Source organism: Enterobacter sp. UPMP2052 (assembly GCF_053709675.1).
Genome location: NZ_JBSKJR010000001.1, coordinates 287,452 through 300,376, shown reverse-complemented (window position 1 = coordinate 300,376; position 12,925 = coordinate 287,452). Strand labels below are relative to the sequence as shown.

General features: G+C 55.2%; 9 protein-coding genes. 3 read left to right on the top strand and 6 right to left on the bottom strand.

Translation table 11 applies throughout. The annotated features are described in order from the left end of the window. Positions 1 to 129 precede the first annotated feature (129 nt). The gene (locus ACWKX3_RS01370) at positions 130 to 1,416 is read left to right on the top strand and encodes a SulP family inorganic anion transporter (RefSeq protein WP_137272552.1); all 1,287 of its coding nucleotides are present in this window, start codon (positions 130 to 132) and stop codon (positions 1,414 to 1,416) included. Here ACWKX3_RS01370 and mgtE read toward each other — a convergent pair. The 6 genes from mgtE to ACWKX3_RS01340 form a co-directional block, all read right to left on the bottom strand. After that, entirely contained in the window at positions 1,379 to 2,815 is a 1,437-nt protein-coding gene (gene mgtE, locus ACWKX3_RS01365; protein ID WP_006176459.1) for a magnesium transporter, read from the bottom strand. The two genes, ACWKX3_RS01370 and mgtE, sit on opposite strands and share 38 nt — an antisense overlap. 186 nt (positions 2,816 to 3,001) lie before the next feature. Further along, positions 3,002 to 4,645, bottom strand: coding sequence for a multidrug ABC transporter permease/ATP-binding protein (locus tag ACWKX3_RS01360; RefSeq protein WP_454541149.1), 1,644 nt, complete (start codon positions 4,643 to 4,645; stop codon positions 3,002 to 3,004). A 75-nt stretch (positions 4,646 to 4,720) separates the two neighbouring features. Continuing rightward, on the bottom strand, positions 4,721 to 5,371 hold the full coding sequence (gene alkB / locus ACWKX3_RS01355; RefSeq protein ID WP_006176462.1) for a DNA oxidative demethylase AlkB: 651 nt from the start codon (positions 5,369 to 5,371) through the stop codon (positions 4,721 to 4,723). Beyond that, entirely contained in the window at positions 5,371 to 6,426 is a 1,056-nt protein-coding gene (gene ada / locus ACWKX3_RS01350) for a bifunctional DNA-binding transcriptional regulator/O6-methylguanine-DNA methyltransferase Ada (protein WP_454541148.1), read from the bottom strand. Before ada ends, alkB begins: the two co-directional genes overlap by 1 nt. Positions 6,427 to 6,498: 72 nt before the next feature. Then, complete coding sequence (gene apbE / locus ACWKX3_RS01345; RefSeq protein WP_202560902.1) at positions 6,499 to 7,554, bottom strand: FAD:protein FMN transferase ApbE; 1,056 nt, start codon at positions 7,552 to 7,554, stop codon at positions 6,499 to 6,501. 115 nt (positions 7,555 to 7,669) lie between these two features. Beyond that, complete coding sequence (locus ACWKX3_RS01340; RefSeq protein ID WP_058609847.1) at positions 7,670 to 8,776, bottom strand: porin OmpC; 1,107 nt, start codon at positions 8,774 to 8,776, stop codon at positions 7,670 to 7,672. Positions 8,777 to 9,518: 742 nt separating this feature from the next. On the opposite strand from ACWKX3_RS01340, the gene rcsD reads away from it, so the two are divergent. Together rcsD and rcsB are read left to right on the top strand one after the other, a co-directional pair. Then, on the top strand, positions 9,519 to 12,194 hold the full coding sequence (gene rcsD / locus ACWKX3_RS01335) for a phosphotransferase RcsD (RefSeq protein WP_446186918.1): 2,676 nt from the start codon (positions 9,519 to 9,521) through the stop codon (positions 12,192 to 12,194). A gap of 16 nt (positions 12,195 to 12,210) precedes the next feature. Further along, entirely contained in the window at positions 12,211 to 12,861 is a 651-nt protein-coding gene (gene rcsB / locus ACWKX3_RS01330) for a response regulator transcription factor RcsB (RefSeq protein ID WP_006176468.1), read from the top strand. Positions 12,862 to 12,925: the final 64 nt, after the last annotated feature.

Here is a 12,925-nt window from a genome sequence, read left to right as displayed (position 1 = left end):
CGCGGGAACGTTAACAACTTTTAAATATTGTTTAAAGGTTACGAAATTATTGTAATTGTGAAATTTAATGATGGATTGTTTGTAGGGGATTGCGCGTGCCGCTGGCAATGGCCGGTTTTTATGGCTACTATGCTGCACTTTGTGATCGCGCGCACGGAAGCCTGCCCTAACCTGCGAATTGTTATGTCATTACCCATCTCCCAAGAAAATCACGTTGCTAACGTACTTCGATCGCCATCGAGTCTGATGCGCGAAACGCTGGCGGGCGTTATTACCGCGCTGGCGCTGATCCCCGAGGTCATCTCGTTTTCCGTCGTCGCGGGCGTAGACCCGAAAGTGAGCCTGGTCGCCTCCGTGGTTCTCTGTCTGGCCCTGTCCGTGCTCGGTGGTCGCCCGGCCATGGTGACGGCTGCCGCAGGCTCCGTTGCGCTGGTGATTGGTCCGATGGTGCATCAGCACGGCGTGCAGTACATCCTGCCTGCGGTCCTGATGGCCGGGGCTATCCAGATCCTGTTTGGCGTGCTGGGCATGGCGCGGTTAATGCGCTTTATCCCCCAGTCGGTGATGACCGGGTTTGTAAACGCCCTCGGCATTTTGATTTTCTTCGCCCAGGTTCCACACTTCTGGAGCAAAAGCCCGCTGATTGTCGGCCTGTTTGTCCTGACGCTGCTGATTGTGCTATGGGTTCCGCGCTACATCAAAAGCGTCCCCTCGCCGCTGATCGCCATCGTGGTGTTAACCCTTTTCACCGTCACCAGCGGGCAGATCCTGCCCACCGTCGGCGATGAAGGCTCTATGAGCGGCGGCTTGCCGGGGCTGACGCAGCTGCTTGTTCCGCTGAATCTGCACACGCTGTCCATCATCTGGCCGTGCGCGCTAAGTATTGCCTTTGTCGGTCTGCTGGAGTCACTGCTGACGGCGAAGCTGGTGGATGAGCTGACCGTCACCCCGTCAAGCAAGCGCCGGGAAAGCATCGGGCTGGGCGTGGGTAATATCATGGCCGGGCTGTATGGCGGTATTGCAGGCTGTGCGATGATTGGACAAACCATCGTCAACGTTGAGATGGGCAAAGGCCGCAGCCGCATCTCAACCGTTGCGGCGGGCATTGTGCTGCTGGTGCTGGTCACCGCGCTCAGCGAGGTGATGGCGAAAATACCGATGGCTGTTCTGGCCGGGATCATGGCCATCGTGGCCATTAAAACCTTCAGCTGGCATAGTATTCAGCCTGCGACGTTAAAACACGCCCCGATTGCCGAAACGGTCGTGATGCTGGTCACCGTGGCGGCAACGGTCTACACCGGTAATCTGGCGATTGGCGTGCTGGGCGGGATTGTGATGATGGTTATCCTGCCCGCCCGACTTAAGCGCACGCCTCGGGTTACAGAAGAAAAATCGTCGCCAGCCCAAGAAAAATAAAGAAACCGCCGGTATCGGTAATGGCAGTGATCATCACGCTCGACCCCACTGCGGGGTCGCGCTTGAGCTTAGTCATCGTCAGCGGAATAATGACCCCCATCATTGAGGCCACCAGCAGGTTTAACACCATTGCCAGCATCATCACCCCGCCGAGCGCCATATCATCGTACAGCCACCAGGTGATGCCCCCCATGATCCCGCCCCACACCAGGCCGTTGATCAGCGCCACGCCCATCTCCCTGAAAATCAGAAAGGCGAAGTTGCCGGGCTGAATGTTTTCCAGCGCCAGCGCGCGGACGATCATGGTGATGGTCTGATTACCGGTGTTGCCGCCGATCCCTGCCACAATGGGCATCAGCGAGGCCAGCGCCACCAGTTGTGAAATGGTATGTTCAAAGCCGTCAATCACGCGCGAGGCAATGAACGCGGTACAGAGGTTGATGGCCAGCCACGCCCAGCGCGTTTTGACAGCCTTGCCGACGGAGGCGTGAACGTCATCTTCGGCGCTGATCCCCCCGAGGGCACGCAAATCGTTATCGGTCTCTTCGTAAACCACATCGACGATCTCGTCGATGGTGAGACGCCCCATCAGCTTGCCCACTGAATCCACCACTGCCGCACTCACGAGGTTGTCACGCTCGAAGGTACGCGCGGCTTTTTCCGCGTCATCTTCCGGCGAGAAGACCATCGGTTCGTTCTCCATCACCTCACTCACCCGCCGCTGGGTGCTGTTGAGCAGAATAGTTTTCAGCTCCAGCTCGCCGAGCAGGGTTTTATCCCGTGAGGTGACAAACAGCTTATCGGTGTTGTCCGGCATGTCGCCCAGGCGACGCAGATAGCGCTGCACCGTCCCGAGGGTCACATCCGGGCGCACCATGATGACGCCAAACTCCATGATCGCGCCGACGCTGTTTTTTTCGTAGTGCATCACTTGACGCACCCGCGCGCGCTCCTCCGCCGGCAGGGACGCCAGCAGTCGCCCGGTCAGGTTTCGCGGCAGGTGCTGAACCAGGTAAATCTGCTCGTCGATGTCGAGCGTTTGCAGGGCATCCAGAATGGCCTTGTCGCTCATCTCATCGATGAGGTCATCCCAGACGTTTTCGGACGCCTCAAGCAGGACCTGACCACGCTCGTGATCCTGTACCAGCCGCCACAGGGCATGGCGTTCTTCCGAAGGGAGTGCTTCAAGGGTGTCCGCCAGGTCGGGCGGGGGCAAGTGAGCAACCAGCGCTCCTACCTCAGCAATATCGTCGGATAACGTACCGACATCATATTGCTCAGCCAGGGTCAGTTTACCCAGTAAAGCAGACGTAACCGCTTTATCGGTCGTGAGAAGCCAGATTAGACGCGCACGTTCCTGATCGCGCACCCTGGCGCTGTTTTTGCTTAATACCGACATCAATCATAAATCCATGAAATGAGATGGCATTAAGCATAGCGCGGGGATATGTAAATAAGAATAAACAACGCGGCGGGATGGAGAAAAAAGCGGCATATCATGCAAAACAGCGTGCACGGCGTTGCTACCTTCGCACGGGCGTAAACATGCCGGGTGAGGCGAAGCCACCGCCCGGCACTATCGCACTCAGGCCGTACGGGCCACCGCATCACGCGAAGCCGCGTCGCGCTCTTCGCCGGTCAGCTCGCTGAGCTTCCCGTCGCGCATCTCCAGCAGACGATCGGCATGGATGAAGTAGTGATCGTCATGGCTGATGGCAAAAATGGTCTTGCCCATCTCCTGCATCAGCGGCAGAAGCACCTGATAAAACTCACGGCGGAAGTGAGGGTCCTGATCGGCTGCCCACTCGTCCAGCAGGATGATGTCGCGCTCTTCAGCCAGCGCCAGCAGCAGCGCCACGCGCTTTTTCTGCCCCTTGGAGAGCTTCAGGTTGAGGATCTTGCCGTCCTGCAATTCCAGCTTGTGCGACATTTGCAGGTGCGCAAGCCATTTGTCCACCAGCGCAGGGTCCGCCTGCTGCCCTTCCGGCCCCAGCAGGTGGTCGAACAGCCAGACGTCGGTGAATACCGCCGAGAAGAGTTTGCGGTAATCCTCCGGCTTTTCTGCGTTCAGCGCTTTGCCATCAAGCAAAATTTCGCCCGACTGCGGCTGATACAGCCCGGTCAGCAGCATCGCCAGCGTCGATTTTCCGCTGCCGTTGCCGCCAATCAGGAACAGCAGCTCGCCGCGGTGAATCGTCAGGTTTACCGGCCCGACGGAAAACGCGTTGTCCTGATAGCGGAAGGTGACGTCGCGCAGTTCCAGCGTTTGCCAGTGCGGGAAGGCCTGCGGGCACGGGAACTCGGCTTTGAACGGCGCGAGGTCGAATTTTTTAAGTTTGTTAAACGCCACCTGAGCGCTCAGCAGCGTGGGCAGCGCGCCGACAGCGGAAAGCAGCGGCGTGCGCAGGAACAACAGCGTCAGCGAGTAGGTTGCCGCCACGTTGGTATCGGCCCAGCCCAGGCTATTTGCCATCCAGAACACCAGGCCAATCGCCCCCAGCATCATAATGTTCGACCAGTTCACCGCGCTAAGATGGAAGGTATCGGCCCGAATAATATGGTGCCGGTATTCGCGCGCATCGGGCGTATACAGGTGATTAAAGATATGCTCGGCACGCTCGCGGTTCAGCGTCAGCTCCTTGCGCCCTTCCAGTACCGTCTGGTAATCGTTATAGAGCTTATCTTCGGTTTCGCGCAGCACTGCCATGTGTTTATAGACACGCGATACCAGCAGGAAGCCGCCCCAGATGGTAATGACGATCCACAGCGCGGTCACGGCCAGCATTTTGGTGGAAAGCCAGGCCAGATAGGCCGCCGAGCCAAAGGTCAGAATGATCCCCTGCACCAGTTCCGGCAGACGTACAAACGCAATGGTGATGGCACGTACGTCGCTGGTCAGCCCCGCCAGCAGAGAGGCGCTGCCAAGCTGCTCAATGCGCTCAACGTGGGTATCCATGATCCGTTTGATGAATTCGCTTCGCAGACGGAAAACGAAATGGTGGCCAAGCGCGGTCAGGGCCAACTGTGAGCCAAGCGTCACCGCCATCAGCAGCAGCAGTAATCCCAGGAATTCCGGCAAAACGGAGAGTGAAGTGTCGACCATTTCAATCAAACGCACGTTGATGAAAGCAATCAGGCCAATCCCCAACGCGGCGCTGGCAAGGCTTAGGGCCATTACCGCAATAAAAGGCCAGCGATACTGACGCCAGACAAGAAGAAGTAGTTGCATGCAGAGCAATCCGGACAATAAAAACAGCCAGCAGTGTAAACTGCCTTGCGCCTACATCAAGAATAATTCTTATTTTTATTCGCTGTACGCTGCCTGCCGGAAGGTCAGGTTGTAACGGTATTCCCCCGTCATAGGATGAACGCCAGGCTTAAGAGGCTGAATACCGTGGTAATACAGGCGGGATTCCCGGCCCCAGACCACCACGTCACCATGCTCCAGCATCAGGCGTTTCAGGGGATCGCTGCGTTTTAACCCGCCAAACTGAAACACGGCAGGCAGACCTAAGGAGACGGAAACAATGGGTGCGCGCAGGTCCGGTTCATCCTTATCCTGGTGCAACGACAGCTTCGCTCCAACGGCGTAGCGGTTTATCAGACAGGCGTCGGGCTGAAATTCGGGATACCCCGCTTCGATGGCTGCCTCGTGGCACAGAGCCTCAAAAACCGCAGGCACGGGCGGCCAGGGGTGGCCGGTGACCGGGTCTTTCGGGGCGTATAAATAGCCGCGGGCATTGGTTGCCCAGCCCAGCGGCCCGCAGTTGGTCATCGCGACAGACATGGTGTAGCCGCCGGGCGTCACCATGTGGCGAAACGGCGAGATGGCCGCTACGTCGTTGATCCCGTCGAGCAGCGCCTTCGCGCGCGTAAGCGCAAAGCGCCGCAGGATCACCGCCCCGGGAGCCAGCGGCTCCTGCCAGGGTTCAGCCTCCGCAAAAAGATCGAGCATTAGCCCTCCTGCTTTTTTGCCTCACGTTGTAATAATAGCGTCTTGCGGGCGGTTCCCCAGCGATAGCCCGACAGCGCCCCGTCGTTACGCACCACGCGGTGACAAGGAATAACAATCGCCAGCGTATTCGCCGCGCAGGCTCCCGCCACGGCACGCACGGCATTGGGTTTGCCAATGGCCTTCGCCACCTGCTGATAGCTTAGCGTTTCACCGGCCGGAATGGCGCGTAACGCCTGCCAGACCTGCTGCTGGAAGGCCGTGCCGCGAATATCCAGCGGCAGCGTCAGCGGTATCCTGTGGCTGTCGATACTGGCGATAACCTGATGGATGCGCTGGGCAAACTCGCCCTGCATAGGCTCGCGCGCCGCGTTGGGAAACAGCGTTCGCAACTCCTCTTCAAGTGCCGCGTCATTATCCCCCAGCAGTATCGCGCAGATCCCGCGTTCGCTTTCCGCCACCAGGCAGCGGCCCAGGGAACAGTCAACGAGGGTATAGCGCACCGCGATATCCCCTCTGCGATACTGTTTTGCCGTCATTCCCAGTGCGCCATCGGCTTTGCGGTAATAGCTGCTGCTGTCCGGAAAACCGGCGGTCAGTACGGCATCGGTAATGTTCTCGCCCTGAGCAAGCGCAGTACGCAGGCGCTGCGCCCGCGCGGCCTGCTGCCAGGCCTTCGGCGTCATGCCGGTCACGGATTTAAACAGACGATGGAAATGGAACGGGCTGGCGGCAACCTGCCGGGCCAGCGCCTCCAGACTCAGGGCCAGCTCCTGCTCGAGCAGACGGCAGGCCAGCTCAATTTTTTGCAGCTTTTGCGCCTGCGGATCGGGTTTGTCCGGCATGCAGCGCTTGCAAGGACGAAAGCCAGCCTGCGCAGCGCGTTTTGCATCGGGATAAAAACGAACATTCTGGCGCAGCGCGTGGCGGGCGCGGCAGGAAGGACGGCAGAAAATGCCGGTCGTCTGTACCGCAAAGACAAACTGGTTATCGGCGAGCGGATCGCGGGCCAGCACGGCCTGCCAGCGCTCATCATCGGTCATGGTCAGGTTTTTCATCATCGGCTCCTCTTACAAGCATACCCCTACCTTGCCCGAGCGCCAGCGAAGAAAAACCCGCAACCTTGCTTTTTAATTTTGTTCCTTAACCAAAAAGCTATCGAACTGCGGTGAATGCCAGGTTTTGAATCCATCCGCCTCTTTGGTGATCATGTAAACAGCCAGCCCTTCCTGACGCACAACCTCTTTTGCTTTTTCGGTACCCAGCACCATCAGCCCGGTGTCCCAGGCGTCCGCCTCCAGCGCCGTCGGGGCGATAACCGTGACCGAGACCAGGTTATGCGTGATTGGACGTCCCGTCTGCGGGTCGATCACATGCGAAATCCGTTTACCGTCAAGTTCATAGTAGTTACGGTAGCTGCCTGAGGTGCTGATGCCGTGACCGTTGATATCCACAATCGCCTGAACCGCGTTCTGCTGGTCGGTTGGCTTTTGGATAGCCACCCGCCACGGTTTACCGCTGGCGTTCATGCCCCGGCTGACCAGCGCACCGCCCACTGAAACCAGATACCGTGAAATCCCTTCCTGCGCCATCAGCTTAGCAAGATGGTCCGCTGCATAGCCCTCGCCTACCGTCGAAAGGTCGACAAACAGATCGGGAATATCTTTCTGAAGATACTGCTGACCGTACTGATAGATCGTCGTCAGATGCTGTAACCCCGTGCGGGCGCGGGCGTCATCAATCGCCGCCTGGTCGGGGGTGGTGTCAGGCTGTTTAGTGGGGCCAAAGCCCCAGAGGTTCACCAGCGGCCCGACGGTGACATCCATCGCGCCGTTGGTTTTGTATCCCACACGCATTGCTTCGGTCACGATGTCGGCCATCGCCTCACTGACCGGCCACAGCGAGGTGCTTCTGGAAAGGTTAAAGCGCATCAGCGCGGAGTCATTTTTCCAGGTCGACAGCAGCTGATCGTCAGCATCCAGCTGCGACTGGATTTTTTCGCGGAGTTCGTCGGCGCGCGCGTTGTCGAGGTTCATCACGCTGACGCGCCAGACGGTGCCCATGGTTTTACCATCCAGAACCGTTGGCGCTGGCGCGGTGGTTTTTTCCGGAGGCGTTGATGCGTCGCATGCTGTCAGAAGTAAAAGCGTAGCCAGAAAGCTGGCGCGTAAAAAAGTCATGTCCATTCTTATTATCCTCATGCCAGGGCGGCAAGAGTACACCAAACGGGGGCATTTGTAAGACCCCAATCATTGCATGAAAAAAGGGGCCAAAAGGCCCCTTCAACGTACTGAAACGCGATTAGAACTGGTAAACCAGACCCAGCGCTACGATATCATCAGTACCGATACCCGCCTGACGGGTGAATTCGTTTTCGTCCACGAGGTTGATTTTGTAATCAACGTAGGTAGACATGTTTTTGTTGAAGTAGTAAGTCGCGCCAACATCAACATATTTCAGCAGATCCTGATCGCCGTAACCTTCGATGTCTTTGCCTTTAGACTGCAGGTACGCCACGGATGGACGCAGGCCGAAGTCGAACTGGTACTGAGCAACCACTTCGAAGTTCTGCGCTTTGTTAGCAAAACCGTAGATGTCGCTGGTGCTCTGGGAATTACCGAAACGGGTTGCGTTATAGGTCTGAGAGTACTGCGCGGCCAGGTAGATGTTGTTGGCGTCGTATTTCAGACCACCGGTGTACACTTCTGCGCGATCGCCATCACCCAGTGCTGCGGTGTTGTTCTGGTCAGAGGTACGTTTGGAAGAGGACATCGCACCGCCGATGCTGAAGCCTTCGCCCAGGTTGTAGGACAGGGATGCGCCGTAACCGTCGCCGTTCTGTTTCAGGGTGCTACGACCCGCATCGTTTTCACCGCTGACGCTGCCGTTTTTACCCTGATACTGCAGAGCAAAGTTCAGGCCATCAACCAGACCGAAGAAGTCCTGGTTACGGTAGGTTGCTACGCCGTTGGCACGGGATTGCATGAAGTTGTCTGCGCCGTAGGTGTCGCCGCCAAACTCTGGCAGGACGTCGGTCCAGGAGGTCACGTCGTAGATTACGCCGTAGTTACGACCGTAATCGAAAGAACCCGCGTCAGCGAATTTCAGACCCGCGAACGCCACACGCGTCCAGGACTGGTTGTCGCTTTCATCGGTGTTACCCTGAATCTGGTATTCCCACTGGCCGTAACCGGTCAGCTGGTCGTTAACCTGAGTTTCGCCTTTGAAGCCAAGACGCATGTAGGTCTGGTCGCCGTCAGCGCTCTTGTCATCAGAGAAATAGTGCAGACCATCTACTTTGCCGTACAGATCTAATTTGTTGCCGTCTTTGTTATAAATTTCAGCCGCATTTGCTGCGCCTGCTACCAGCAGAGCTGGTACCAGGAGGGAAAGAACTTTAACTTTCATTTTATTAACCCTCTGTTATATGCCTTATTATTGCCACTGCTTACTGATCAACCCTCTTAATCAGTCGGCGGATTCATTCTCCTTAAAATTACAGAATAATCCAATGGGAATATGATACTAAAACTTTGAAGATGTTTCATTGTTCTATAAAGATGTTTCCATTTGTAAATAAAGAGGAACTTTTACAAAGCACAAACAGTGAAAAAATAGAGCACGTATAATCAAGCTTAAAAATGTCAATAATAAGATCAACAGGTTAAATCAAAATTCTTTACAGCACTGAAAGACAAAACAAAATCGCACAACCTCACTAAAATAACTCTCGCTATCATCATTAACTTTATTTATTACCGTCATTCAGCTTTGAATGTCTGTTTATCCCTGATTAGACCGAATGCAATGCATTCGGTTTTTTTTTACCTATCTTTACGTAAATATAATTTTCTTGTGCTACCCGCGTGAAATTATAACGACTATTAACTAAATCGATTATTTTCCTCTCTAAAATATCCATTCTGGCATGAATTTTTAATTTCTTGTTTATTAGTGCTATTTTCGCCCTCTTATCGCCACTTATTTGTACACTCAGCATGATGTTGTACATCTTTTAAGCTTTATGCGATGAGGGTATTCAGGCAATAAAAAGTCCCTGCTTCACCGATGACGGCGCTGGAAATTCGGTTATTACCCTTTATACTGCCCTATCCCCTTAAAGCGCAGCCACCACGGGTTAAACATATCAATGAGTCAGACTGAAACTACCGCCCCGAGCAAATTTTCCCTTCTTCCCGGGAGCATCACCCGTTTCTTTCTTCTGTTGATCATTGTGCTGTTAGTCACGATGGGGGTGATGATTCAAAGCGCGGTGAATACCTGGCTTAAGGACAAAAGCTATCAGGTCGTCGATATCACCCACGCCATCCATAAACGAATCGATACCTGGCGCTACGCCACGTGGCAGATTTACGACAATATTGCCGCCGCCCCGGCCACATCGTCCGGTGAAGGACTACAGGAAACGCGTCTTAAGCAGGACGTTTATTACCTCGAAAAACCACAGCGTAAAACGGAAGCCCTGATTTTCGGCTCGCACGACAGCGCCACGCTGGAGATGACCCAGCGCATTTCAAGCTATCTTGATACCCTCTGGGGTGCGGAGACCGTGCCGTGGTCTATGTATTACCTGAACGGCCAGGACAACAGCATGATTCTGGTCTCGACGTTGCCGCTTAAAGATCTCTCCTCCGGCTTTAAAGAGACTACCGTTGGCAGCATCGTTGATTCCCGCCGGGCGGAAATGCTCCAGCAGGCTAACGCCCTGGACGAACGCGAAAGTTTCTCCTCCCTGCGTCGGCTGGCCTGGCAAAACGGGCATTACTTTACCTTGCGCACCACCTTTAACCAGCCAGGGCATCTGGCGACGGTGGTAGCCTTCGACTTACCCATTAATGACCTGATCCCGCCGGATATGCCGCTGGACAGCTTCCGTCTGGATCCTGACAACAGCACGCAAAACATGCGCACGCCGCCGGATAAAGAAGGGGCAGAGAGCGTCTCGATCTCCTTTAACGGTTCGAAGATTGAAATTTCCTCCTCGCTGAACTCAACCGGCATGCGTCTGGTATGGCAGGTTCCTTTCGGCACGCTGCTGCTCGACACCCTGCAAAATATCCTGCTGCCGCTGCTCCTGAACATTGGCCTGCTGGCGCTGGCGCTGTTTGGCTACAGCACCTTCCGTTTCCAGCCGGGCCGCCAGAAGGGGGAATCCTCTTCCGTCTCCGTTGGAACAAGTAACGAGCTACGCGTATTGCGCGCCCTTAATGAAGAGATTGTCTCCGTGCTGCCATTGGGTGTGCTGGTTCACGACCAGGAGGCTAACCGCACGGTAATGAGTAACAAGATTGCCGACCACCTGCTGCCACATCTGAACCTGCAGAACATTACCACCATGGCGGATCAGCATCAGGGGGTAATCCAGGCCACCATTAATAATGAACTCTATGAGATCCGCCAGTTCCGCAGCCAGGTGGCATCGCGCACGCAGATTTTTGTTATTCGCGATCAGGATCGCGAAGTGCTGGTGAATAAAAAGCTGAAGCAGGCGCAGAGGCTGTATGAAAAAAACCAGCAGGGGCGCGCCGCGTTCATGCAAAACATTGGCGAGGCCTTCAAGCAGCCGTTGAAAACGCTTGCCGCGAAGGCTGCCGAACTGAGCACGCCTGAAAGCCATCAGCTTGCAGACCAGGCTGACTCGCTGGTGCAGCTGGTAGATGAAATTCAGCTTGCGAACATGCTGGAAAGCGACAGCTGGAAAGGCAATCCATCCCTGTTCTCAATTCAGGATCTGATTGATGAAGTGGTGCCTGACGTGCTGCCCGTGATTAAGCGCAAGGGTCTGCAACTGCTCATCAACAACCACTTACCGGCTAACGATAAGCGCCACGGCGATCGAGAAGCCCTGCGCCGGATCCTGTTAATGCTTATCCAGTACGCGGTGACCACCACGCAGATCGGCAAGATCACCCTGGAGGTCAGCACCGACGAGTCAACGGACGATCGTCTGACTTTCCGTATCCTCGACACCGGCGAAGGCGTCACCGTGAGTGAAATTGATAACCTGCACTTCCCGTTCCTTAACGATACGCAGGGCGACCGCTACGGCAAGGCAAATGCCCTCACCTTCTGGCTGTGCGATCAGCTGGCGCGCAAGCTGGGTGGGCACCTGAACATCAAGGCGCGTGAATCTCTCGGCACGCGCTATTCATTGCACGTAAAAATGACCGCCAACCCGCGGGAAGAAGATGAAGAACGCCTGCTGGATGATGTGGTGGTGATGGTCGATGTGACCTCAAACGAGATCCGCAATATCGTGGTTCGCCAGCTGGAAAACTGGGGCGCAAGCTGTATCACCCCCGATGAACGGCTCGCGAGTCAAGAATTTGATCTGTTTTTAACTGATAATCCGTCTAATCTTACTGCCTCCGGCTTGCTTTTAAGCGATGATGAGCCAGGCGTGCGAAAAATCGGCCCTGGGCAGATGCGCGTCAACTTTAACATGAGCAATGCGATGCAGGAGGCTGTACTACAACTGATCGAGGAGCAGCTGGCGCAGGAAGATATCCTGGAGTCCCCGTTGGGCGGTGATGAAAATGCCGAACTCCATGCCAGCGGATACTATTCACTGTTTGTTGATACAGTACCAGATGATGTTAAGCGGTTGTATACTGAGTCCGCTGCGAATGATTTTGCAGCGCTGGCGCAGACAGCACACCGGCTTAAAGGCGTGTTTGCCATGCTTAATCTGGTTCCCGGCAAGCAGTTATGTGAAACGCTGGAACATCTAATTCGTGAGAAAGATGCCTCTGGCATTGAAAATTATATCAGCGACATTGACGCCTACGTCAAAAGCTTGCTGTAGCAAGGTAGCCTTATACATGAACAATATGAACGTAATTATTGCCGATGACCATCCGATTGTACTGTTCGGTATTCGCAAATCGCTTGAACAGATCGAGTGGGTGAATGTAGTCGGTGAATTTGAAGACTCTACAGCACTGATCAATAACCTCCCAAAGCTTGATGCACACGTCCTCATCACCGATCTCTCCATGCCTGGGGACAAATACGGTGATGGGATTACGCTCATCAAATATATTAAACGTCACTTCCCTGACATCTCCATTATCGTTCTGACCATGAACAACAACCCGGCTATCCTGAGCGCGGTGTTGGATCTGGATATTGAAGGGATTGTGCTGAAGCAAGGTGCGCCTACCGACCTGCCGAAAGCGCTCGCCGCGCTGCAGAAAGGCAAGAAGTTCACCCCTGAGAGCGTATCCCGTCTGCTGGAGAAAATCAGCGCGGGTGGCTACGGTGACAAACGCCTGTCACCGAAAGAGAGTGAAGTTCTGCGTCTGTTCGCTGAAGGTTTCCTGGTCACCGAGATTGCCAAGAAGCTGAACCGCAGCATTAAAACCATCAGTAGCCAGAAAAAATCCGCGATGATGAAGCTGGGTGTGGATAACGATATCGCCCTGCTGAACTATCTCTCTTCCGTTACGCTGAGCGCGTCGGACAAGGATTGATCTCCGCTGCCTGTGCCGGGTGGCGCTCGCGCTTACCCGGCACACAGAACCCGTAGGCCCGCGC

Excerpts from the sequence above, each read along its gene's own strand:
- ACWKX3_RS01370 (WP_137272552.1), top strand. The coding sequence starts at position 130 with ATGCTGCACTTTGTGATCGCGCGCACGGAAGCCTGCCCTAACCTGCGA.
- mgtE (WP_006176459.1), bottom strand. The coding sequence starts at position 2,815 with ATGTCGGTATTAAGCAAAAACAGCGCCAGGGTGCGCGATCAGGAACGT.
- ACWKX3_RS01360 (WP_454541149.1), bottom strand. The coding sequence starts at position 4,645 with ATGCAACTACTTCTTCTTGTCTGGCGTCAGTATCGCTGGCCTTTTATT.
- alkB (WP_006176462.1), bottom strand. The coding sequence starts at position 5,371 with ATGCTCGATCTTTTTGCGGAGGCTGAACCCTGGCAGGAGCCGCTGGCT.
- ada (WP_454541148.1), bottom strand. The coding sequence starts at position 6,426 with ATGAAAAACCTGACCATGACCGATGATGAGCGCTGGCAGGCCGTGCTG.
- apbE (WP_202560902.1), bottom strand. The coding sequence starts at position 7,554 with ATGGACATGACTTTTTTACGCGCCAGCTTTCTGGCTACGCTTTTACTT.
- ACWKX3_RS01340 (WP_058609847.1), bottom strand. The coding sequence starts at position 8,776 with ATGAAAGTTAAAGTTCTTTCCCTCCTGGTACCAGCTCTGCTGGTAGCA.
- rcsD (WP_446186918.1), top strand. The coding sequence starts at position 9,519 with ATGAGTCAGACTGAAACTACCGCCCCGAGCAAATTTTCCCTTCTTCCC.
- rcsB (WP_006176468.1), top strand. The coding sequence starts at position 12,211 with ATGAACAATATGAACGTAATTATTGCCGATGACCATCCGATTGTACTG.